This window comes from Pseudoalteromonas sp. APC 3358 (genome assembly GCF_030408075.1).
Classification (GTDB): domain Bacteria; phylum Pseudomonadota; class Gammaproteobacteria; order Enterobacterales; family Alteromonadaceae; genus Pseudoalteromonas; species Pseudoalteromonas arctica.
Map to the genome: position 1 here is coordinate 112,621 of NZ_JASDCE010000013.1, position 25,089 is coordinate 137,709.

Below are 25,089 nucleotides of genomic sequence, written 5' to 3' on the forward strand. Positions count from 1 at the left end.
TATATGGACTTGAATGTTTATTTACAAGGTGATTTAGAGTTTGCGAATGATACTCTTGTTGCTGTAGCCCGTATGTTTAACGCTGGTTCGACTTACGATCAAATACAAACTGGTGCAGGAATTTTAATATTCCTAACTTTATTTCTATCATACTTTAAGTATATTCTAGATCCAGAACGCTCACCTTACCCTTTTAAAGAGTTTGTCTTCGGTGTTATGGGCTTTATTATGTTTGTAGGCCCTCTATCACCGCGTTTTACTGTTCATCTACAATCAGTTTCAACTAGTTCGCTTGATGTTCGGACTGTCTCAAATGTACCGTTCTTAGTAGCTGTTCCTTCTTGGGCTGGTACGAATTTAATTGGTGGTTTACGTGATTTAGCCGCTAATAACTTCACAACACCTTCAATGGGAAGTAATGCACCCGCAGATCCATTAGGAGCACTTGTAAGGCTCCATTCTATTCCTATGTCACCCGTTATAAACTCCTTAGATCATCCGGGACAGTACGATTTTAAGACATCTATCAAAAATTATATAAATGATTGCTATATACCTGATCAGCTATTAAGTACAGGTAATCCAAATGGGAATATGGGTGGACTAGATGCAGCTAGGTTAGACAAGGTAATTGATAAAATTAAGGTAACATACCCTGATTACTACACTAGAATATTTTTAAATAGTAGCCCTGATGGAGAGTATCTATCGTGTGACGTGGCTTATAACAAGATATACGCCCATATAAATACGGGTAAATTCCCTACTATGGTTTCTAGTTATTATGAAGCGCGCGGTGTTGATGCTCCTTCTATAACTGCTGCATATAGCCTTTTGACTGGTGGTGGTATGGCCAGCCCTAATCCATATGAAGTAATGGCAGGTCGTTTTCTTGCTTTTCATACTTATGAGGCTCTACAAGGCCAAGATAGCCCGTGGGTTAATAAAATGGTCTTTGAGTCAATGCAAAAACGTTTGTACGAGCAAGCAGGTGAACGCTCTTTGTTCATGAACTACATGATTCCAATGATTTCTGTATTTGAAATGTTTACGTTCTTTATTGGGCCTGTAATGATTCTATTATCTGTTATGGGGGGCGCTGGTTTCGCCATGATAGGCAAATATATGTACCTTATCTTATTCGTTAATTTATGGGGTTTCATTAAAGTTTTTGTTGATTTGTTTACCTATAAAGCAGCAGAAAAAGCATTCTCAGTATCTACTAGTTTCGCTCAGATGGACCCATTCTCAATGGGAGCTATGCCCGCTGTAATATCGGAAGTTGAAGGGTTCTTAGGTGTAGCTTCGGCATTAACCGCTGCAATACCAATGCTTGCAATGTTTTTGCTTTACGGTGGTGTTCACTCACTAATGGGTGTTATGAGTTCTGTTAATCCAACGGGTAAAGGCAGTGTTGATGGTACAAATATGGCACCAAAGTTATCAAGTTCGTGGTCTGAGGGTGCGCAAAGTATGGGTACGCACAGCAATACATATAACGCTGGCACTGGAGCTGTTGAAGCTAACGTGAAGTCAAGTGATTCGGGTCGTTTTGCAAACGTAAATATAGATTCTGGTATTAATAATTCATTAGGTAATTCAACATCCATTGCCGAGAAAGATGTTCAATCAAAAACCCAAGCATATGAGCAGACTGCATCAACTGCTATGGCGTCGCTTGAACAAAACGCAGATGTAGTTGCAGGATCAAAAAACAAGACTTGGGGTGATATGAATACGGCCGAAAAAACCGTTGCATTGAAAAGGTCACTCGAAGAAGGGCAAAGTATTTCTTCCGATGCAGCTAGCCAAGCCGCATTCCAAATTATGGGGCAAGCAGGAATTTCAGTAGGTGGCGGCGTTAATACGCCTAAAGGTTTTTCTGCGGTAGGTGATACTCCTACTCCTGGTAAGCTTGGTTTGAACGCAGGCGTTTCATCAAATTTATCAAATATGGATATGACTAAATTTGGTATTAAAGATAGTTCAGCCCAAAAGCTTCTGGAAGATGTAGCAGAAAGCCATAAGGGGCAAACAACTAATAGTGAGCAAGATGCTTACAATATTTCCGAATCAAATCAACAAAGCGAAAGTTTTCAAGAAAGTTTAAATAAAGGGCATAAATTACAAGAGCAAATTGCACAATCACGAGAACTTTCAACTAACTTAGGTGAAATGTACAACTCAAGTAATGGTCTTAAATTTAGCCAAGCGCTAAATAATGAAGCTTTAGCACCCCTTGTAGATGACAAATCTTTAGATACTTATATTGATGGTCTATCCGACAATCAAGTTAATTCATTAGTGGGTAATGATGCTGGTGGTACAATTGATAGTAAAAAAGATTACCTCAAAGAAAAATATCAAAAAGAAGGCGCTGAGTTAGCAGGTCCAGCGCAAGCAGGTTACGGAGGCATGCTGTCTATACTTGACGACACATTAGCAAAACAACCGCAGTCTATCGATGATGTTAACAGCCAAGCAGATATGCTTGCTGATTGGAGCCAAGTTGTATCCGACAATGCCCAATCAAATGGCGCAACACCATCTCAGCTCAATGCGCTAAGTATGATGAATGACTCTTATCGTAAACTTGATGAAACTACAGCAGATGGTGGCGTGATAAAAAATACTTCCCCTGAGTTACTAGGATTAGATACAGATACTTCTAATGCTAAACAGGCCGAAAATGCGATTAAAACGTCCAAGTTTGATAAGCCTTTTAAAAATGATATTCCTTCTGAAAGTGACTATTCAAAAGAAAAATACGGGGCCATGACTGAAAAACAAGCTGATGCAATGAAACGTGTTGAAGGACATACTTTATTAAGTGGTGACCAACAAGATGTTATCGATAGAATTAAAAGCGGAGAGCTAAACGGTGCAATGTGGGCGTTCGGGCAGATTGAAGGAGAAGATAAATTTGCGCGATTTGCTGCAGATAGAGCTGCTGAATTAGGTTATGACGAAAAGAGTGTTTATGAAGGTACTCAAGCATTGAATACAAAATCGCCTTCTGAGATCCAAGATATGTTTGGTCGCGTGAATACCGGCACAGCTTCATTCGATGATATGAAATCAGTAGCACAAATGTCACATGCAGCTGATTATTTGACTAATACACAATCTGGCAATGACTCATTTATTGTAGGTTTAGGTGCTGGCGAGTTAGATGAATTTAGCGGTTCTACATTAGCATTTAAAGCTGGAGAGCAAGCGTTAAGTAAAACAGCGCTAGGTCGCGATATTAACGATGTAATGGATATGGGTGGTAAAGATGGGTTTAGTCACGCGTCTGCTATAGATGCAGTCGGCTTGATGGCCGGTAAAGGTGGTACTGTGGGTGGACGATTCGCTTATGAAACATCACAGGTAGACTTAGAAAGTAAAAATAAATCATACAAAAATGGTATTGATAGAGCCGACAAAGATAGCTTATTTGGTTCCGGTATAAATTACGGAAAGGACGGAGATTATAAAGGTTCAGCTTTAAATTCGTTCAAAGATACAGCTGCCAATATTATCAAATCTAACCCGACAAGTTATGACGCTCATTCTGCAGTAGCTAACTTACCAGCATTGCTTGATAACGAATCACTGGTAGGTGGTAGAAATGGTGAATTTACATCTGACCTAGCGAAAAAAGTAATGCTAGGTGGTGGAGATAATAACCTATTGAGAAGCGTACATGAGAATTCGGATGAATTAAGGGCTTCGGTAAATTCTTTACCTGATAAGGGTAACCTAGTCGAATATAAAAAGAATATGAATGAAATGCTTGACCAAGCTGGTGTCGCTTATAAAGAGCAAGGTCTATCATCCCTATCACCGTATTCTGACGGGAATGAAATACAAAAAACAAGTAATGTTGATGTACCAATGGAAGTAAGCTCTAGTCAATCGCCTGTAGCAACATTCAAGACTGATAATGGTAGATTTACTTTACAATCACAAAATGAAGATGGTTCATTTGTTTATCAAAATGAAAAGGACAAAGGTTATTCCTATAAGCAAGGTGATGCTTACATGTCACCTATAGAGAGTAAAGAGCCAAATAGTGTAAGTTCGACTAGTAAAACTACTGATAAAACGCTTAAAGCTCCTGAAGGGTCTACAAATACTACTCAGTTTGATAATAGCGAAATACCACTATCTACTGGTGTATCAGCATTCGCAGTTGGTGTTCCTGGTCTATTGAATTATGTAAATTCACAAACTAACGCGAATCAGTCAAAAGTAGATAATGATCAGAACGCGAATGCTAACGATGTTGGTAAAGGTAAGGCGCCACTTAATACGGGTGCTGCTCCTTTAACTGCGCAAGCTAACGCGACTCAGCAAGTGAATGATGGTACACAACCAAAAGATGATAACATTCAGAACGTAAAAGCTGATGATGTTACTACAGTCAAAGCCCCGCTGAATACGGGTGCTGCTTCAACAGCTCAAGCCAATGCGACTCAGCAAGTGAATGAGCCTACTCAGCCAAAAGCTGACAATGCTCAGGCTGACAGTGATAACTCATTAAATGGTGTTCAAGCTGATAATAGCCAAAACGTGAAAGCTACCGATGTTGGAACAGCCAATGCTACTCAGCAAGTGAATGAACCTACTCAGCCAAAAGCTGACAATGCTCAGGCTGACAGTGATAACTCATTAAATGGTGTTCAAGCTGATAATAGCCAAAACGTGAAAGCTACCGATGTTGGAACAGCCAATGCTACTCAGCAAGTGAATGAGTCTACTCAACCAAAAGCTGACAATACTCAGGCTGGCAGTGATAACTCATTAAATGGTGTTCAAGCTGATAACGCTCAAAACGTTAATGATGCTGAGGTTAATACAGGCAAACCCCCGCTGAACACGGGTGCTGCTTCAACAGCTCAAGCCAATGCGACTCAGCAAGTGAATGAGCCTACTCAGCCAAAAGCTGACAATGCTCAGGCTGACAGTGAAAGCTCACTAAATGCTGAACAGGCTGATAACGCTCAAAACGTTAATGATGCTGAGGTTAATACAGGCAAAGCCCCGCTGAACACGGGTGCTGCTTCAACAGCTCAAGCCAATGCGACTCAGCAAGTGAATGAGCCTACTCAGCCAAAAGCTGACAATGCTCAGGCTGACAGTGATAACTCATTAAATGGTGTTCAAGCTGATAACGCTCAAAACGTTAATGATGCTGAGGTTAATACAGGCAAAGCCCCGCTGAATACGGGTGCTGCTTCAACAACTTCAGCCAATGCGACTCAGCAAGTGAATGAACCTACTCAGCCAAAAGCTGACAATGCTCAGGCTGACAGTGAAAGCTCACTAAATGCTGAACAGGCTGATAATAGTCAAAACGTGAAAGCGACCGATGTTGGTACAGGCAAAGCCCCGCTGGATACGGGTGCTGCTTCAACAGATCAAGCCAATGCGACTCAGCAAGTGAATGAGTCTACTCAGCCAAAAGCTGACAATGCTCAGGCTGACAGTGATAACTCATTAAATGGTGTTCAAGCTGATAATGGGCAAAACGTGAAAGCGACCGATGTTGGTACAGGCTATGCCCCGCTAAACTCAGCTACAGCTTCAACTGGTCAAGCCAATGCGACTCAGCAAGTGAATGAACCTACTCAGCCAAAAGAAGATAATGCTCAAAACTTGAATGATGCAGAGGTTGATACAGGCAATGCGCCGTTGAATAAGGCGGCGACGGCTTCAACTGCTCAAGTTGACGCGCCCCAGCAAGTTAATGGTGTACAAAATAAGGAATTAGAATCAAATGGTGAAAGAAATGGAGTTCTGCAAAGCAGTAATGAAAGTAAGCCTCAGCCAGATAGCGCTAATAACGCTAACGTAGGCCCAGGTACTCCGTCTATGACTAGCGATGTAACCGCAGAGCCACCAGCGACAAACAATGAAGTTATTGGCAATGCAGAGCAACAATCTGAAATGTTAGATGAAAGTGACGCTATTAGCGGTACAGATACACAAAAAGAAACTAGTTTTGATGCGAAACCTGCACCACATTCAATGATGAGTGAAAATGCAGGTGGCGTGGACACTGGTACTCATGGTGTAAATGATAGTAAAAACAATGCACCTATTAGCGAAAAAATAGAAACAACATCTCAAGGCGTTGATGCACAAAGCTCATCTAAAGCAGCAATAACTACTGAATCAGATGTAGAGGAATTACCAATAGATGCTATGCAATTTCTAACTGATAATGAAGTTGGTCCTAAAGAGTTTGAAACAGAGTCAGGTGAAAAATATACCCGCGTTGGTTCGTTAGGTTCTGCAGATGATCCAATTGGTAATGTATACGTTAATTCCGATGGTAATGCATTTTTCAATGATGGGTTTAGTTCAAAATTACAGGACTATGGTGATATATCCGGTATTGATTATGTGAAACAGAAATAAAAAAAGCCCGAAAGGGCTTTTTTTCTGAACGGTCGCGCGAATTTTCAAAATTGTTATTATGGTAAAAATTATACAGATAGGCTTTGATCATGAATAAATATACGTTTGCAGTTGCTCTAGTTGGGTTAATTCATTTCAATGCACCAGCAAAGCAAATTGAAGTAAGTGTTTCAACTATCGGCCTTACTGAACATCAGGTTAGAGAAAAGGTAAAGCTGGAAGCTCGCTGGTATTCAGCCAAGGATTTACCAGTATTGATTTCCGGCAGTGAAAAAATAAACTCGACTGGTGAATACAGCAGAGAAGTAACCGCTTTATCAGCAGCCGCGTTAAATATTACGATATTGAACGAATATTGGGATAACGAAGCTGGGACTTTAACAAGTAAGTTAGAAGTCACTCAAAATACAGATATAAGTGAACATGTATTTGGTAGCTTACTGAAGAATGACACTTTAAAAAAACAGTTACGTAAAGCATATGAAAACTTAGATAAAGTTTTGAAGGTGAACTCAGAATATGATTTTACCACTGCGAGTAGTGATATGGGTATGCTGGATACGGTTTATAACGTTTTGTATATGCGAAATAGTTACGAAGACTCAATGCGGGTGAAATCATTATTACAGAATGATTATGAAAGTTATGTTTTAAATATGTACATCACCCCGTATTTCAATTCATTGGAGCCTATATCGATTGATGTTGATGAAAAAGGTTTGGTTATTAAGTATGGGAGTAACTTTTATGAAAAGCTCTCAAAGAGCTGTATGTCACTTGTAAATGCATTCTTCTTTCAAAATACAAGTTCAACTAACAAAGTTTCTAGTGATACTTGCATAGATGAGCCCATATTTAATCAATTAGATCTTTCATATAAGAAAAAATGGTATGCATATGCTTCGGACTACAAGGATGGCGAAATAGTAATTATATATCCAAGGAAATACTATGGTTCACAAGAATTAACGAGAATAATGAATGAGCCTGTTAACGAGCTAAGAAAAATAGTTGTCATTAGTTACAAGGAAGATAACAAGGTTCGTTGGTAAATTTATGATCTGGTTTGCTTATAAAAATACCTATTTGAAGATATTTAGCCTGTTAAATGTACGTTTAACAGGCTAAACCGGTATTAATTTGAATTCAAATAACATGTTAGTAAAATGCTGATCTACTCTATTCTTTCGGGATGATGATATAAGTAACCTTGGGCAAGTTCAGCCCTAGTTTTCTTTGCAATCAATAACTGCTCCTTTGTTTCAATTCCTTCAATAACTACTTTATGGCCCCTGTTTCTAATTAAATCGACTAAGCGATAGAATTTAATCGCGTTAGCTTTTGATTTTGTAGCCTTTTGTATTAACGATATATCCAATTTTACAAAATCTGGGTTTATAGAATTTAACGATTCAATATTAGATAACCCTACCCCGTAATCATCAATAGCAATTTGAAAACCATGCTTCTTCAAATTAGCTAAATTCTTTTCAAATATAACTTCATTGTGTTTGGCTTCACACTCAGTCACTTCTATGACTATTTGTGTGTGAGCTAATAACTTTGATAGCCGGTTACTGCAAAGATTAAAAGAAATGTTAGCTATCTCACAACGAGAAAAATTAATGAAAACCCATGCATTTCGCTGTTCAGCTAATTTTTTTATGGCAGTTATCTTCAAATTTGTTAACTCTACCAAGTTATCAAGAAAGAAATTTGATGATAATGGTTTGCTATTCTGAACGACAGTCATTTGGCTACGTAATAATAATTCACGTGCAAGCACTTCACCTGACTGTAAGCCCACGATTGACTGAGAATAGTAACTTACATTATTCATTAATGTATTCCACCAGCTCAAGAGGAATTTGATTAAGTAAAAAGAAAGTAGATTTTAGATGGTCATTTTCTTTGTTCTTTATAAATATACGATGCAACTTACCCTCTTGCCTTGTTGTGACAATAAACGCGTCAACATGATGAAGTGTTAGACCTAAAATTGTCAGTGATATTGATGTATTAGATAGCTTTATTCGCACTAGCAACACAATCACCGAAAGAAAAGTAGGTATAGCAAGGTCGTTAGGGGGTGTGCTTTGATAACCAGTAAAGTAATGAAGCATCATTAATGGCCAAAATATACCGATACTCATTAAAATGATAAGCAAAGCTCTAAAAGGTGGTGATATTGAAAATAAATAATAAGTTCTATTCATAATTACTCCATAAATTTTCAATATTATAAAGCAGGGTATTTGAGTCTTGAAATTTTACACATGGGTAAAATAGGCTCTGTAAGTTTCGGCTAAGAGTTATTTTTCCTTTAAGATAGCTTTGGTTGATCAAAGGGAGAAGTTCTATAAGTACAATTCTAAACTTAATCTTTGGATTCAAAAAAATTAAGATTTGATGGTTCAATATAATGAGAACTATTATTAGTTTTCAGTGGGTTAATTTGATTACATGAAAAAACATTACAGTGCTTGTTAGATTTTATTCGTTAAATCGCTTATTATTAAGTTTAAGTGCATTAAAAATTGCGAAAATGCATGACTAGACGTAAGTTAATATAATTTAAGGTATACAAATGATGCCATCGACAAACTCAATATCTAAACTAGGGTTAGAGGAAGCTGCAGTAAAGCTTTATCAGATGGGTATTCGTTCTGCAACAGATTTCCAAAAGTTGTGTAACGGGCAGTTTAATGGATTGCAAGGTCGTCCAGCAGATATTCCCTCTAATCCAATGATGTATTTTAAAGAGATTAGCAACTTTAAAGAGCTTCTCAAACTCGGTCAAAGACTAAGTGAAGAAATACAGGCTGAAGAACAACCCGAAGAAATAAACACAGATGAACGTGATGTAATGTCTTATGAAGATCTAAAGCAATTGGTGCGAAAAAACAACGTAACCTCGATACGCCAGTGGAAAAAGGTTGTGAAGGAAGATAAGTTACCGGGTTCGTTCCCTAGCTCTCCACAGGCTTACTACAAGGATTTTGAAGGCTGGGATCAGTTTCTTGCGCCTAAATCGTCCCGTTTTTTAGAGTGGGAAGAAGCAAAAGCCTTGGCAAAAAGCGTCCGTATAGAACATGGTTTAAAAAACGCTTATGATTGGCGCTGGCTTTCAAGGCAAGGCCATCGACCAGCAGAGTTACCGAGTGCTCCAGATTATTATTATACTCAGTTCACCACATGGAAAGATTTTTATGGACTGGAGTAAATATATTTGTAATAGCAGTAAAGCTCAATTGCTTTACTGCTTATTTTTTTCTTTCAAGTAAATATGTAGACGCGGTATTAATGGCTCTACTTTACTAACCACCTCTTTTCTACCAGCATAATCCCCCAACGGTTTAAACTTAAACGTATCAACACAGTTAATTAAGAAAACAGGCGAATGCGCGTGTATATCTTTTCTGAGGGTTATTTCGGTACCGCTATTATTCGGGTTTTTAGGTTCGTTGAAGCGCAATTTCAAAATCGGTGTCGCTGGCGCTTTTCTAATTATGTTAAATAGCGTGTTACTTGAAAAATGACTGATAAGCTTACGCTCTTCTTGAATATGAAGCACAAAGCCTGCTTGTGAATCCGAATTATTGCCATGGTTAGGTGCACACGCCAAAGAGCGATCTATTTTCTCAATGACCTGCTGCTTACTCAGTGTTTTAATTTGTGACTTATGTTCCCATGAAAAGCGTGCACTCAAAATATCCTTTTGAATAAAGACTGGGTGTGTTCGTGTTGCCATTGGAAATATGAGCCCTGGTTCAGCGTCGTGCACAATCTCAAATCGTTGATCAACTGACTTAGCCAAGCGATGAATAACATCTTTGAGTTTAACCTTTTCTGCATTGAGGTTATCAAATAAGGTGGCCAACCTTTGCATATATGTAAAGTCGCATTGAATATTGACGAGGCCCGGTAATTTTATTGAATAGCGGGTTGATTCATTATTTTGTGCGCGAAATTTACTGATGTGCGAAATAGTCTTTTGAATTGCTTCATTACCGGTTTGGTGAATAACATCAAACGGCGCATCTAAAAGAGCTTGTTGATGTTCATCATTGAATTTCAAACGAATACGAGACTGTACCAAGCTTCGACTTCTGGCTATCTCTTCAGTAATGGTAGGCAGGACGAATATATCTGCACCAATTGAGTCGGTATTTTCTTTAAGTGCGGAGGTTAAAGCATTAACAGCATTAAGCACTTCATTGTATTGAAATTTAAAATCGCCCCGCGTTGTTTTGATTAGTTGATCCATAATCCCTCTTATTGCTCAATAATGACTACAACATGCATATACTATATACCACCTAATACGTGCTCTGACACATTTTTGTATAATATTTAGCTTGGTTTACCCTGATAGCTTGTCTTTTTTTATTTTTATTTATTATTACTTTTTCATCTTTATTAGGTGTACGGTACAAGCGGCGCATCAGGAAGAGTAAAGATATATCAATAAAACAGCTACCCGAAGGGTTAAGCTGTTTAACCATGTCTTTAATTAATATGCATGTTGTAGTCATATATATGGCTTTATTCAATTTCATTCCCTTAATTTATAAAGCTAGTTTACTAATCAAACTCAAATACTTTAATTTTTACAGCACCCCTTTTTGGTATCTCTAATTTTTTAGCTTCTTTGTTATTCCCTTTACTATGCACCCATACACTAATCAAACACTCAATGGAGTCTATATGCTTATCTCTATTATCTCCGCATCGATTATGGCATTGGCCACCAGCGCCAACCTCAATATAGATACGGCTTTACCCACTGACAAACCAACCTTTTTACACCACGAACAAGCGTTCATTCTATCATATGACCTAACAGATACTGATGTGGAACTTACGTGGGATGTTGCCCCTGGTTATTATCTTTATCAAGACACCATTAAAGTAAATGAAATCTCTGAAGGCGCGCTTCAATTTACCAGTACGCCCGTTTCAACCCATGATGAATATTTCGGTACCACTATGATTGTTAAAACGCATGCTGCAGCACACTTCGCTAAATCAGCCCTTAAACAGACTACGTTTAGTGTTTCTTATCGCGGTTGTGCTGAAGCTGGCCTGTGTTACCCACCCGTTACTGTTGAAATTAACTTATAGGACACCTGAACATGTTTAAAAGTCTTTCTATTATATCTTTGGCTCTATTAGCCTCAGCCTGTTCAAACACGATTGTCGTAGAAGAACAAAAAAGTGTGGTTAAAGTAGCAACCAAACCTTATAAACCCACCTTTCATTTTGTCGAATTCGAATTTGATGCTGCGGAACCAATCAATGTTAAGAATATGGCTAAACAACTCGCGCCACACATTGCCCACTTAACCGCTAATCCTAGTCATTTTGTTTTATTGCAAGGCGCCGGTGATGATTCGGGGTCCTTTAATTACAATTTCAAGCTTGGAATGTCACGCGCTACATTCATAGAAAACTATTTACTCGAGCGCGGGGTTTTACAATCGCAAATAAAAGTAAGCTCTGTTTCAAAAGCAAATAGTCTCTTAAAGCCATACGCGCGTACAGTTCATTTAAGCTATTAATTGCACTGTGCCTGCGAACCCCACTCTGTGGGGCTTCATTTGTCTGGTAAGTGAAACATTTAACGTATTATGTATTCATGCTTAATCATTAATTATATTTTCTATAACACTACTTATAGAGGGTTATTCTGAGCGTTGTGTTATATTCCTCACGAATTTAAATTACTACTATTTTCTTATTGGTTAGCACCTGTTTTAAGTCAGTATTTCCAATGTGTATTAAGCGTTCTTGAGGAACCGTGATGGCAATAATCAAACGCTTACCTCTAGGGTTTTTATTTATAGCAGGGGCAACATCTATTATTTTTCCGCTGCTATTTGGTGTCAGTGGGATAATGAAAATAAATTCATGAAGAACGCCAAATATCGACGGTTAATCGTTTTGCCAGCAGCGTTGACTCATTACTTAGCACCCAAGAATTAGTTTTATCGTTTCTTGAGCAGTCTATTGTTGATGGCCAAGAGCTTATTGATAGCGACAGGATTACAGAAGAGTTCGATCACCTTATAGAGTCAAACCCAGATATAGCGATGCTTGGCATTTCAAATCTAAATGGTCAACCTAAATTAGTGAGACCGCGCATTGAGCTAGACCCTCTCTTTAATTTATTGGACTATGATGAAACACGCGATGGATTTATTAACGCGTTAGAGTGTGGTTGCGATTTGTTTCAAGGTTATTACTATTCAAAACCCTTAATCCTACTTGATTTACAAGAGTACATTTCTGACATATCCAGAGAAATACCTTAACTCAGCTTACTTTAATAATTTGAGCTAATTCATCTTTTTTTGTTGAAGCTCAAATTATTGAAAGTATACACATTAGATAAATAAAATATTATTACTTGAGTGGCACTTGCACTGGTAATTTAAATTGCCCGTAATCTACCTTACTTTTTTCATGATCATGAACTGCCAATGAAAGGTACATTATTGAGTTGCGGGCTAACTTCATAAGTGACAGGAGCCTTGAATAAAACTCAGATTCTGTAATTAAAACACTGTGGCTTGATAGCTTATTCTTCTCATTTTTTTTAGAAATTGCATCCGTTAATTCAACTTGTAATATTTCTTTCCTATCTTCTAGTTTAGTTTTTAAAGGACTGTTTTTTGTTTTTTTAGCGATAGCAATATCACTATATAATTGTTCAAGCTCTCCTTCTATACACACAATTTTGCTATCCAACTCATCTATATGTTGCTTTCTAACATTTACATCACCTTGTGCTAAATCATACATTGAGTCATCAACTATTTTGAGTGATCTGTGTTCAATTGAATTTCTGATTTCAGAAAATGCTTTAGCATCTGGATCTAGCCAACGGCTAACTGAGCTCGAATCCTTTACATCGCGTATGTCTTTTAAAATGAAGAATAGTGCACGTATAAAACGATTTTGGGTATTTAAAAGTTTTGCATTAGGCTTCCACTTTTTGTTAGATTTTAAATCTTTAAATATGGAGTCAAAACTAATTCTACTATCGTCTTCAATTTTATTAAGTTCAAAAAAACGATTCATAAAAAAAGCTATTTTATCAAAAATTGAATATAGGGTTCTAAATGCACTTTTATAATGACTTGCTTTGAGATTGGTAAGAGAATGCGACATATCATCTACGTGGGGGTAAGTATTATTAAAAAAGTGTTTGTTGTCATTTGGGATATTTTTAGCTGAAAAAGTTAAATATCGCGCATAACAATAATCATTTTTAAGTTCGTCAAAGTGTCCATGGTAAACAAGCCCTTCATACATAGTTAAACATTGATTTATTTTTGTTGAAAATGGTGGGAGTCCCATGGAATCTTGATACACAATTTCAGATTTTGAAATGTCATTTAGCTCATTCAAAAACAATCTGTTCTCACCACACCATTTTAAATAGTCGCCCTCTTTCTTTGTCCCTACTTCATTTTTATATAGATCAAAATCTTCGAACGACTCATATTTATGATTCGAAACGAACCAATCTGAAAATTTTATGAAGTTACTACCTTCGGAATACGCGATTTGTTGTTCAGGGTTAAGGTAATCAAAATACTCTATTCCTAAATGTATTAGGTTATAGGCAGTATGTGCGTAATAACCGCTATGACCAGGGTCGTAAACTATACCAGCTATGAAAATCGCATTTGTTGCTTTAGCAATTATAGCTACTGGATTTTCTGTACTTTCAAATGCTGAATCCCATAAAGGGATACAACAAAAAACACGGCATTGTGAGCTCAAATTGTTACCAAGATTAGTCTGTATTGAACTTTTCAAAAACAATTCTTGATGTGTAGGTGATTCTATTTTGCTGAAAATATATAAAGCTTTTCTGAAAAATATTACAGCTTTAGTTAAATCATCTGAATACCAAGCAAGATTATCGTATGTATAAAGTGCCTGTGCACAATTGCCTAATAAGTAGTAAAATCCAACTTCATCAACGACACGATCAAACTCATAATCCTTATTCGAAAGTAATTCGAACTGCTCTTTAATACGTTTATGGTCATGAGCAATAATCAATTCATCACAAACTAACGATAGTTCACGAATTTTCTCTGCATTTAATACATTTTCAGACATTACTAACACCATTAATTTAACGACTTATTATTTTAGGTCATGGAAGATATAGGACCACTCTAAATCAATTTTCTATTTAAAACATTTATCTTTAAATTAAAATCTTAATATTAAAAAGCCCACGTCATTCCCTGAGAAACGACGTGGGCTTTTTAGCTTACATTACAGCTTTACCAACTAAACGATCCTTTAGTGCGTCCGCCTGCGTCATCTACGGCTTCATAAGTCACGTTCATGGTTGGATATTCTGACAACCTAAGCTGTGTTGAGGCAGCACCACGCCCTACATACTCACCATTAAACCACCAGTCATAACCAACAACATAGCCATCTTCGTCTTTACAGTTTGCCGTTATACGTATTGTACCCGAACGCTCTAACTGAACACTCTCACACGTTGGCTTTTTGTTTTCAAAAACTTCATATCGTTCTCTAATTTCAGTTTCTTGGCCAAACATGCTGGTGGCGATAACTTTTATGTCATAAATACCTGCTTCATCAATCTCAAAACGATTCATAGGGCTTCTCGGCTGTTTAACTTCAACTTCTTCGCCATTTATAAACCACTTATAGTCGATAATATAATCTCGTGGGTGACCGCCTTTTGTTTGAGCTCGGGCTACTAACCCAAGGGGTGCACGACTATATCGATTAGATGGAAAGTGCACCAAGCTCCCTTGTACTGGATCAGCTTCAAGTACGTCAACAAACTTACTAATCTCTTTTACTTTGCCTCTACTATCCGTCACTTTGGCCTTTATTTCATGCACTCCCGGCGTTTTAACGAGTAAATTCGAGTACATACGCGTTGGATTAGCGATCTCAATATTGTCACTTTCCAGCCATTCATAGGTATAAGTAACTCCTGGCATAAACTTATGTTTTTGCAATATCATGCCGGTGATGTTAGCTGGCGCTACTAAAATATTACTTCTTATATCAATGGTCGTTTCTGGAAACTCATACACCCAGCTTTCTAAATTGCGTTGAGTTTCACGATAAGTAGCCTCCTTATAACCATCTACCCACGCCTTCAACACAAACTTCAATCGGTTGTTGTCATCAAGGTCGCTTTCAGTCGGCGTATATTCAAACGACACGTCGTTTTTTTCTTTACCATTGGGCAATACCCATTCATATTTAACAGGTAAATCTACGCCACCGTTGAGGTTTAACACTTGTCCTTCAACATCTATAGTCGTGCCCATTTCAACTAGATGAGGTGCACGTATCTGTGCCATTACTGGTCTTGGGGATACAGGACGTGCATAGTAACGAGCTTCTGACCATGCCTGTTCACCCGCTGCTTCAGTTGTTGAACTGAATCTAAATCGACCCATAATAAGTGCTTGCTCACCTTTAGCTATGAATGACTGTACAGGTGCACCTTCAAACCATGTTACACCCTCATCATGCGACCATTGAGCTTGTCCGTCATACGTATCGAGTGATGTATTGTAGTCGAGCATATTAAGCTTAAACTCTTGACCTTCGTATACTTGAGATGGGCCTTTAATCACTAAGCTTGCTTTGTCGTAACCACTAATTTTAAGTGGGCTGCTAACTGACGCTTCACCTGTGTTTTTGTTTGTCACCGTCGCTCTAACATACTTATCTCCAGCAGCTTGCATTAAGAAAGGTATCGCATTTCGCCCTTGGTACTCTTCTAAAGTTGTCCAATCAGCGAGATTATCTGATATTTCCCATTTAGTGTCATTGCCCGCAACCATATCTTCAATCGTTTCATAGTCATAACGAACAAGGGTCGTAAACGGCACTTTGCCGCTAACTTGTGAGCTTCTTAAATCACCATCCACTCCGGTACCCAAAACTATTCTCATGAATATAGGGGTCGATATAATTTTCTTTTCATATTCCTTATGTGGCGATTTGACTGATGCGACGGCATAGAAACCATTGCTTTTGCGGAAAATATCAGCAATTGCTACCGTGAACTGAGCTTGCCCATTTTCATCATTCGATTTAGTATCTGAGATTACTTGTTCTTCACCTCTGTTATTCTTATACGCTAAATAAATATCCCATTCGCCCATGGTGCTTGCATCATATTTACTTATTTTTTCTTTCCAATTCCATTCTCCCATGAACGCCGTTACTTGAACTTTATCTGTGCTTAATACATTGCGTTCTGAGTCCATGCTTAAATTTATAGCCACTTTACGAGATGGTAATACAATAACTTCGCCTCTCGAACCTGCTAAACGTTCATCTGATAGCGTGTAGGCGGCATTTATTTCCAGCGGATAGCGGTCAAACACTTTTCGCTTATCAACATCGTCATCACGAATAATGCCAAGTAGCTCATATATCGGCTTGTGGCTCCTCTGTGCCATGTATTCAGACGATTCATACTCACCACGACTTACATTGATGTTTAACTCCCCCGCGACGTGTTGAAGCCTATAGCGTGCTAAAACGGGATTTTCTGGGATAACACCATAAACACCTTTTTTAAGTTCAATAATAGGGTTTAAATCAAATGCCATTTGTTCAGCAGTTTTAATATTGTATTCAAACTCGCCAGCTTCTACTTTTACTTCATTACCATCAGGGTTAACAACATAAGCGCTGTAGCTAACCGTATTATCAAGTTCATCATGTATAGACCCCGTAACAGTCATAGCCCAGCCTTGATAGAGAGCGTCCATGCCTTTAGGTAGGTTGTCTAATTTGACGTAACAGCCTTTTCTAGCATCTCTTGATATTTCAATTGCTAAATCTTTAGATGCCACAAAGTTACAAAGGTACTGGCTTTGGTAGATGTATAACGTACCGCGCTGAATGTACTGATAAAGGTCATGTGTGCCGCTATCTTTAGATTTAATACTGAATTTAGACGGGGCAAACACGTAGTTTTCTTTGATCTTACCTATATTGCCAAACGAATCCTTCGCTTTAACTACCAGTTCATAGGTATCACCGGGCGTTAGGTCATCCAAATTTCCATCAAAGAATTTTATGAAACTTTTAGCATCAACTGGATCATCAACTAAAGTAAGTGGTACACCACCAAATGTTGCTTCTATTATTTCATTTTTAGTATCCCAACCCGGATTTGTTACCGCGCCGAAGTCACTGGCAAAGTAAAATGAATTGGTACTACGAGATTTGTCACGTAAATACGTTAATTGCACTTCTGGGGCAAAGCGCTGCAAATAGAAAATAGGATTTTCATAGTCAGAGCCGTTATCGTAATAGTCACGCATGTTCAAACTGAACTTAAACGCGCCATCTGATAATGGAGTCATATTATAGTGATAAACAATGTAATCGCCCACCAGCTCAGTTTTGGTTGGCGGTAGTCGATTATCTTCACTCAGATTCTGTTTTGAGCTACTAAAATAAAATGTATTGTTGTCGATTTTTACTGATTGTTGAAATCTTATGTCATCAATTTGTTCAATGATAAGAGCTGAATTTTTTAATTTCCACGTTTCATCATTCTTGATATTCGTAAAAGGTGATTTAATAATCACGAGAATTTCATCTTGCTTCGCTTGAACGTTTTCTTCACCTAATTGCTTTTCAATAACGCTACCATCGTTCTTATTGTTTATAACAACCTCATGCAATGAAGGCGCTGTATAATCCCAGTTCAGTCCATTGGTAAAAGCTCCCATACCTTTATCAAAGAAATAAGAACGGTCAGAGTCAATATCTATTGTGAGGGTTGTATTACCCTGCAGCTGATCTACTTTGTTTCCCAATACTGGAATGCTTACAGGTAGAGCGCATTTCGTGAAATTACTTTCTACAGTACAACTTTCACCATTATAGGTAATGATTTGCTTATACAGCCGAGGCTCAACATTAAATGTAATTCCCTTAACACTTGCAGCGCTATCACGAAGAAGATGGTTTGAACTTGTAGAGATCATACCATTACTAAACTCAATAGTTGTGGCCGTTAACTTAGGCGCTATAGGTTCAACAACATCGACACTTTTTGAGCCAATTGATATAGGCATTGATTCATTGCCATTGAAGAAAATCTTAATTTGCCAGTCAAAGGTTGAAGCACCTAGAGTGTCAGCGAAACCATTAATCTTGCCAGACGATTTTTCTTCAGATAACCCACTTGGGTAATTTATCCATTCAACCAAACAAAGTGGCGTTTCTCCCGCCCCAACTTTATCAAAGGCATGTTCTTTGGCTAGAGCGATACTAGTTGTTAACGTACAACCTTCGTAATTTGCTAACGATACATTCGTACCTATTTTTTGTATTTGATGGTAAATAATATCTTCTTTAAACTCTAACGCAGTCTGCAAGCTATCTTTTGGATCACGTGGAGCAACTTCAACTTTGTCATGGAATAACGTGAACAATTCATCATTATACCCAACTACACTCACCTTAAATTCGGCAAACTGGTTCTCTAATGATACTAAGTAAGATGAAAGTGTTGCTTCACTTTCAGTAACATCAAAACTTTGTTTTACGCCTTTAATATTCATCTGAACGAGGCAAAGCCTATCTTTGAAGGTATCAGAACTCTGCACTTCCTCAAGTGACGAAGTAAATGCGCTACAGTAATTTGATACCTGATCTCCTATTCTATATTTTAATTGAAACTTATCAGTAATTGCATAGGGTGATGTATTAACTTGTTTTGTTCCTTTGTAGCCACTGAACTTATAATCAGTTATTAACACTGGTGAATTGGGGGCTGATGATGCAATTAATAAGCTGCCCTTTGTAAATGTGTTTTGTTTGTTCACCAAATCTAAGTTATAGCGTCCACCGCTTAATGCAAAATCATAGGCGTAATCTACTGTTACAGTAGTACCTGGCAATATTTCTTTGTTATTTATAAACACACTGCCTTCACTGTCACTTCGTAAGGTAACAAAAACAGGGTATTTACCACTAATGGTACTACCATCACTTAGTTTTATAGGTTTACTATAGAGCGGTAGATTTCCGTCTACATCTTTAAAGACAGCACCCGTCGCAGGTAATGTAATTTCAGTTAATCCACTTTCTAAACCTATTTTTTCCGCTACAAAATTAAAGCGCAGCTCTTTCTTAATTTCATTTCCTGCATTGTCTTTAGCTAGAACGGTAAGTATGTATATTGAATTCTCATCGGGGAATAACACTGGGTACTCTAATGTATAAAGACCTTCACTAACTTCGCTGGTGGCTAAATATACATTTTCGTTGGCTGGACCACCTTTCAAATTTACAGATTTAATTGTAGATTCGTTATCATCATTAATGCTTATCGTAATTTCATCCAATGACTTTATAGTTGCACCATTCTCAATTGAAAAGACCACTGCTGGCGCTTGCATATCATTTTCAATTGATAAAAGTACCTTCTCAACATAGTTTTGATAGCTATCTTTTGCCCACGCAATGATTTCAAACGAGCCATGTCCTAAGCTTGAATAATTAGCGCTAGCTACGTAATTTGACCCTGAACGAAGTAATGATGCTGCTATATTTTCAATTACAACGCCGTCCTTTTTTATGATAATCCCTGTACTAGCAAGCTTGACTCTATCCCACGTACTGCCTGAATTTAACTCAGTAATACTAAAGCTGATCTTCTTTTGAGCTTCATCATGCTCTATTATTTCATTAATGATTGGGTCTTGTGCATCCCACTCCCAAACATGGCTTAGGGTGCTGTCAAACATGCTTGTGTTGCCAGAGCTTCGTAAAAGAGGTCTTGTATGATAATAACCGACAGTTCCTGCTTTATTAAACGGTAAGTTTGTATCTAATTCACATGAACTCTCCCCTGGTGCAATTTTACATGAACCTCCATACATACTTACGTATTGCTCGTAACCTCTAACACTTCCTGTAATTCGTATCTTTGATATTACTGTGTCACGCCCATTTTCACCCGAAGCCCTATAGGTTTTAGGAACCCATCCGATCCCATCAACAAACGCTTCTATATTAGTGCCTTTGGGTGGTAATGTTTCGTCTGTAAATTCAGGGTTTGGGAAAGAAAGGGAGTTACAACGCCACGTGCTGTTGTTTGTCCACCCAGCATTTGGATAGTTGAAGTTATTTGATGTGTTTGCCGGACCATACACCTTGAAATAGGCGTATTCGTCGTCTACTGAGACCAAACCACGATTTGCTATACCCGTCGTAGACCCAGCAAATACAGATGCGCCAGGTGCTCCCTTATATGCTTCTTTCGAGACGCGGTATATAGCTTCCAATGGATTTTTATTGATCGGTGTTTTGTCTGTAACAGGTCTAAATCCGGCTTGTCCCAAGTAATCACCTATGTAGGTTGGATCTTCGATTGCAACGATTTTGGGGCTAGGCCCGCATTTTGAATTATTATAAAAGTAAAACTCTTTTTCAGCACTGTTCCCAGCTAAATCGAATACTTCAAAAATTACCTTATGTTTACTTTGTGTACCTGCGGGAAAAAACACAGCTGCATTAGAGTTATCTCCCCCTGTGCCTAACATAGCTTTATTTAAGGTTGGATAATATGGTACATCGCCTGTTTTATATAACTGACCTTCTCTACCGTCTGACTCCCAATATGTTTTATAAACGACTTTATCAATACCAGAGAGGTCATCTATAATATTACCAAGTGTAAAATGCCGGTCACTCGTATGACTGAACTTAGGTAGACCATCGGGCGCAGTCCCATTGCCATAAGGGAAGGACCATGTAAAGGCTCCTAGTGTTGGTGGAGTGGTATCAATAATTAAATCATACGTTTCTGAAGAAATTATACTGCCATTTGCACTTAGAATACTCGCGATTGCTTGATATTTACCGTCTGCAATGGAGTCAATTTTTAAAAGTGAGCCGTAATATTCATTACCATTAACAGTAATGCGATCTACAGGACCAAGCTTTTCACTCGTTAATTTTTTAACAATTTCATTCGAAGTATTTTTAATTGTTAACTGTACTAAGCGCTCTACACCAGCACTTAAAGCAAATTGAATGTCATTATTTGTGCCAATATAAGCTTCCGTTGGCTTTTGTGCTTTTGTAACATTGCTAGAATCAGTGTAATTAATCTCAAGTAACTCAGCTGAAACTGATGGGATTAAGCCACCAGCCGCTAGTAATAAAGTTGCTGTTGTGATTTTGTTCATGACAATACCTATTATGGATAATGTAGGTATTTTTAAACATTGAAAGGAAAAAGTTAAAAAATAGGACGCATAAATTAGTGCACTCTAGCTTATGCGTTTTTTTGGAACGGAAATGTTAACTTCCAAAATGAAATCTATGCATATGATTTATATCAATTTACCCATAAATCTTTTTTATTGGCCAAATCACAATATTTTTCCATATATTCAGCATCAAACTTATATTGAAAGAATTATTTTGAAACTCGGACTTTTCAACCTTGTTTTGAGCTACACCAATGTAGACATAGATAACCAAAACAAAAAATATAATGCTTCCATATTTTTCATTTACGAGCCAAATTAAGTCTCCTAATGCATATAGAATTAAAAAAGGTCCCCCCATATACAAAGCGTACTTTAAAAAACCAATAGAATGATTTTTTGTTCCCTTTAATATTTTCGATACTTTTGATTTTATACTCATATAACGCTACCCATTTACCAATTTAAAGTAAGTATAATTAACCGACACTGTGCGGTGAAAACGTAGAGGTGTTAAATATACGACCTCTAAATTATGGCGGTTAATCTTAATTAGTGATGCTAAATCAATCTGTGCACGTCAATTGCTGGCCATAGAGCGTAATTTTAATATCACCACGTTGATGAAAGTTTAAGTAACCATCTCTTAGTGGCGCAACATCTTCAATTGCAATAGGCCTTAACAAGATACCTTCATCGGTAGTTACAGGTAGATTAGCCATGAGTTCATAAGTAAACTTTTGATTGTCTGAACTACTCACTAATAACTCTAAATTAGGCTTTTCACCATCCTCAAAGGTAGGATCACCTTTAACGTTTATTTCATTAGTAACGATTTTTATATTCTGCTCAGTCGGTTCGTACTCAATTTCAAGCGTCGAAGATATGAGTTGGCTTTCGCCAGTGACTATAAACTGCCATTTTTCACAGGCTGAAACGGTGGATATACTGCTAATACTTGCTGCAATCAATCCAATTTTAATGATATTCATATTAGACCTTTCATGTGGATTTTTTCTAATCTTACTTAGTCACAAGTGCAAATCAAAAATTTACAGATAGCATTTTTAACCTCTGTAAAATTTAATGTTGTGGTAGCCGGTTGATATTATTTGACGAAATCATGTGTTATTAACTCGAATAATGGAAAGCAGTTATGAAACTTAAAAAGAGTAATATTGTACTCGCTTTAGCCGCAGCCATTGCAATCAATGGGTGTGGTAGTGAGGAAGGTGAAAAAAGTGCTGGAATTAGTTTTCCAGAAGACACAACCCCCCCATCAATTTCTATTGAGTCGGCAAAACTTATTAATGAACCCGCAGACTCTGTTTTAGATAGCAGTGTGCGCTTGTCGCTCTCAAAAGCAGCAAAAGAAGAAGTGACATTAAGTTATGAAGTGACCGCTATTACAGCGAGTGCTGGTGTAGATTTTGAAGCGATTGCAGGTGAAATAACGATCCCAATCGGCTCATTAAGTTCGACTATTTCGTTTAAAGTGCTACCAGATAGCCTTGATGAAGAGGATGAAACATTTTTGATTTCAATCTCTGAGCCTAAAAATGCCACATTAAAAACAGGGTTTACTGAAAGTATTATTACAATAAGAGACACTGATCCAACTCCTAGTGCTGGGTTTGTGACTGATGTTGCAAGTGTGACTGAAGACACAGGTTTGTTTTCTGTTGAGCTGGAAATAGATACAGCGTCCGGTAAAGATATACAGCTTCCTTTCGTACTCGGTGGTTTAGCAACGGAATCAGAAGATTATAACCTGATTACAAAAAGCCCAATCCAAGTAGACTCTGGTAAAACTTCCGCAAAAATTGAATTTGAAATACTCAAAGACACTACCCCCGAAGGTGGCGAATCAATAACAATTGAATTGCTTGAGCCATCAAATGCTGTGTTAACTGAGCAAAATGAGCTGACCATCATTATCAATGGTGATTTAGGCATGAATGACACAGGTGTTACAACCTGGTTCGATGGTACAAGTTTTACATCCACGTCGCCCAACTCTGATTACCCATCTCAAGACGCTGAATTTGGCCGTGATGCAGATAATACAGATTCTTTTGACGGACACAGCGGATTCTCTCTGACTAAAATTGATATTTCGGGCAATGCTCTACCTTCTAATGCAGAGTCATTTGTTTCTGTTCTTGATAATCAAACAGGGTTGTTCTGGGAAGTAAAAGACGAACCTCAAGAACTCCCTACACTTTCAGGTAACGAGCTAAGAGACTATATAACTGATGCTATAAAAGCGGGTAATTACCTTCACGAAAATGCTCATAATGAGTGGCGCGCGTCAAATTACACTTACGTCTGGTATAACCCTAATCAAAAAAGCAATGGCGGCGCGAATGGCGTAACGGGTATTAGCTTTATCGATAGCCAGCACCCTATTAGCCAATACTGCGCCGCGCCTTTATATACCTCAGCGTCGTACAATACACAGTTTCGTTATTGCAGCACTGAAAACTACATTTTACAGATGAATTCCACTTCAATTTCCGGCTTTAAAGATTGGCGACTTCCGACAATTAGTGAATTACAGTCACTACACAACTTTGCTGTTGATGCCGACGACTCACTTAGCACTTACTTTCCAAATGAACCGACAGGCCAACTACTAAGCTCTACCCCTTATGCCGATGGGGAAGGTGCGGTTTGGTGCCTAAACACCGCAACGGGGCAAACTAAATTATGTAATAAAAACTTACCCTATAATATTCGCGCAGTACGAGGAGGTGCACAATGAAATCACTTTATACAACACTCGCTATGGCCGCCTTGTTTAGTACGAGTCTTGCGGCCCAAACATGTAAAACAGAGTCAATTGAAGCCACTCAACCGAACGGCCACTTCTTAGATAACAAAGATGGCACTGTGACTGACATTGTAAATGGGTTGCTGTGGAGTAAATGTTCGTTTGGGCAGACCTATCAAGATGGGAACTGTGTTGGCACTCCAACCAATATATCGTCGTGGCAAGCTGCTTTGAAAATCGCTGATGAAAATTCATCTCAATTCAATGTTGATGGTTGGCGCTTACCCAATATCAAGGAACTCGGGATTTTGGTCGAGCGTATGTGCGTAGAGCCTGCCATTAACCTGTATGCGTTCCCAAGCACGCCATCTGCAGCGTACTGGTCAAATACACCTGATGCACATAACTTAACGTCCCTGGGTAATGTTGAAGGTCTAATTGTGGATTTTTCTGACGGTAGTGAGTTTTTGACTGACGTTAACACGCACCGCTTAATTCGCTTTGTTAAAGGGGTTCTAGGGATTTTCCCCTCTAAAAAGACATAATCCTCTGTAGACCACACCAATAAATGGCTGCGGAGGTGGTTTACTTTCAGCTTGGAGCCTAATCATCCACTATCGGCCTTGTTATTTCGCC

At 38.1% G+C, this 25,089-nt stretch carries 14 protein-coding genes; 7 read left to right on the forward strand and 7 right to left on the reverse strand.

Annotation, left to right across the window (positions count from 1 at the left end; translation table 11 throughout):
* Nucleotides 1-3: 3 nt before the first annotated feature.
* Nucleotides 4-6,408 (forward strand): conjugal transfer protein TraG N-terminal domain-containing protein, encoded by a 6,405-nt coding sequence (locus QL995_RS17860; RefSeq protein WP_290294748.1) that lies wholly within the window; start codon nt 4-6, stop codon nt 6,406-6,408.
* 89 nt (nt 6,409-6,497) lie between these two features.
* A complete protein-coding gene (locus QL995_RS17865) occupies nt 6,498-7,460 on the forward strand; it encodes a hypothetical protein (protein WP_024596994.1) in 963 nt (320 codons plus the stop codon).
* A gap of 122 nt (nt 7,461-7,582) precedes the next feature.
* Here the strand turns inward: QL995_RS17865 and QL995_RS17870 are convergent, their stop codons facing one another.
* Entirely contained in the window at nt 7,583-8,248 is a 666-nt protein-coding gene (locus QL995_RS17870) for an EAL domain-containing protein (protein WP_024596993.1), read from the reverse strand.
* A complete protein-coding gene (locus QL995_RS17875) occupies nt 8,241-8,624 on the reverse strand; it encodes a hypothetical protein (RefSeq protein ID WP_024596992.1) in 384 nt (127 codons plus the stop codon). The genes QL995_RS17870 and QL995_RS17875 overlap by 8 nt, the downstream gene beginning before the upstream one ends.
* Nucleotides 8,625-8,995: 371 nt before the next feature.
* Here QL995_RS17875 and QL995_RS17880 point away from each other — a divergent pair, with 371 nt between their 5' ends.
* Nucleotides 8,996-9,631: a hypothetical protein gene (locus QL995_RS17880; RefSeq protein WP_024596991.1), complete on the forward strand. Its 636-nt coding sequence runs from the start codon at nt 8,996-8,998 to the stop codon at nt 9,629-9,631.
* A gap of 33 nt (nt 9,632-9,664) precedes the next feature.
* Here QL995_RS17880 and QL995_RS17885 read toward each other — a convergent pair whose 3' ends face one another.
* Nucleotides 9,665-10,675 carry a DNA replication terminus site-binding protein gene (locus QL995_RS17885; protein WP_024596990.1) on the reverse strand — a complete coding sequence of 337 codons (1,011 nt, stop codon included), beginning with the start codon at nt 10,673-10,675 and terminating at the stop codon, nt 9,665-9,667.
* A 440-nt stretch (nt 10,676-11,115) separates the two neighbouring features.
* Here QL995_RS17885 and QL995_RS17890 point away from each other — a divergent pair, with 440 nt between their 5' ends.
* Nucleotides 11,116-11,532 carry a protein-disulfide reductase DsbD domain-containing protein gene (locus QL995_RS17890; protein ID WP_024596988.1) on the forward strand — a complete coding sequence of 139 codons (417 nt, stop codon included), beginning with the start codon at nt 11,116-11,118 and terminating at the stop codon, nt 11,530-11,532.
* A gap of 11 nt (nt 11,533-11,543) precedes the next feature.
* Nucleotides 11,544-11,969: an OmpA family protein gene (locus QL995_RS17895; RefSeq protein ID WP_024596987.1), complete on the forward strand. Its 426-nt coding sequence runs from the start codon at nt 11,544-11,546 to the stop codon at nt 11,967-11,969.
* Between the two features lie 844 nt (nt 11,970-12,813).
* On the opposite strand, the gene QL995_RS17900 is transcribed toward QL995_RS17895, so the two are convergent.
* The 4 genes from QL995_RS17900 to QL995_RS17915 form a co-directional block, all read right to left on the reverse strand.
* Nucleotides 12,814-14,544 (reverse strand): LA2681 family HEPN domain-containing protein, encoded by a 1,731-nt coding sequence (locus QL995_RS17900; RefSeq protein ID WP_024596985.1) that lies wholly within the window; start codon nt 14,542-14,544, stop codon nt 12,814-12,816.
* Nucleotides 14,545-14,714: 170 nt separating this feature from the next.
* Nucleotides 14,715-21,656 carry an Ig-like domain-containing protein gene (locus QL995_RS17905; RefSeq protein ID WP_290294749.1) on the reverse strand — a complete coding sequence of 2,314 codons (6,942 nt, stop codon included), beginning with the start codon at nt 21,654-21,656 and terminating at the stop codon, nt 14,715-14,717.
* Nucleotides 21,657-21,813: 157 nt separating this feature from the next.
* The gene (locus tag QL995_RS17910) at nt 21,814-22,122 is read right to left on the reverse strand and encodes a hypothetical protein (protein WP_290294750.1); all 309 of its coding nucleotides are present in this window, start codon (nt 22,120-22,122) and stop codon (nt 21,814-21,816) included.
* 124 nt (nt 22,123-22,246) lie between these two features.
* On the reverse strand, nt 22,247-22,672 hold the full coding sequence (locus QL995_RS17915) for a hypothetical protein (protein ID WP_290294751.1): 426 nt from the start codon (nt 22,670-22,672) through the stop codon (nt 22,247-22,249).
* A gap of 164 nt (nt 22,673-22,836) precedes the next feature.
* On the opposite strand from QL995_RS17915, the gene QL995_RS17920 reads away from it, so the two are divergent.
* Nucleotides 22,837-24,444 (forward strand): DUF1566 domain-containing protein, encoded by a 1,608-nt coding sequence (locus QL995_RS17920; RefSeq protein WP_290294752.1) that lies wholly within the window; start codon nt 22,837-22,839, stop codon nt 24,442-24,444.
* On the forward strand, nt 24,441-24,998 hold the full coding sequence (locus tag QL995_RS17925; RefSeq protein WP_290294753.1) for a DUF1566 domain-containing protein: 558 nt from the start codon (nt 24,441-24,443) through the stop codon (nt 24,996-24,998). Before QL995_RS17920 ends, QL995_RS17925 begins: the two co-directional genes overlap by 4 nt.
* Nucleotides 24,999-25,089: the final 91 nt, after the last annotated feature.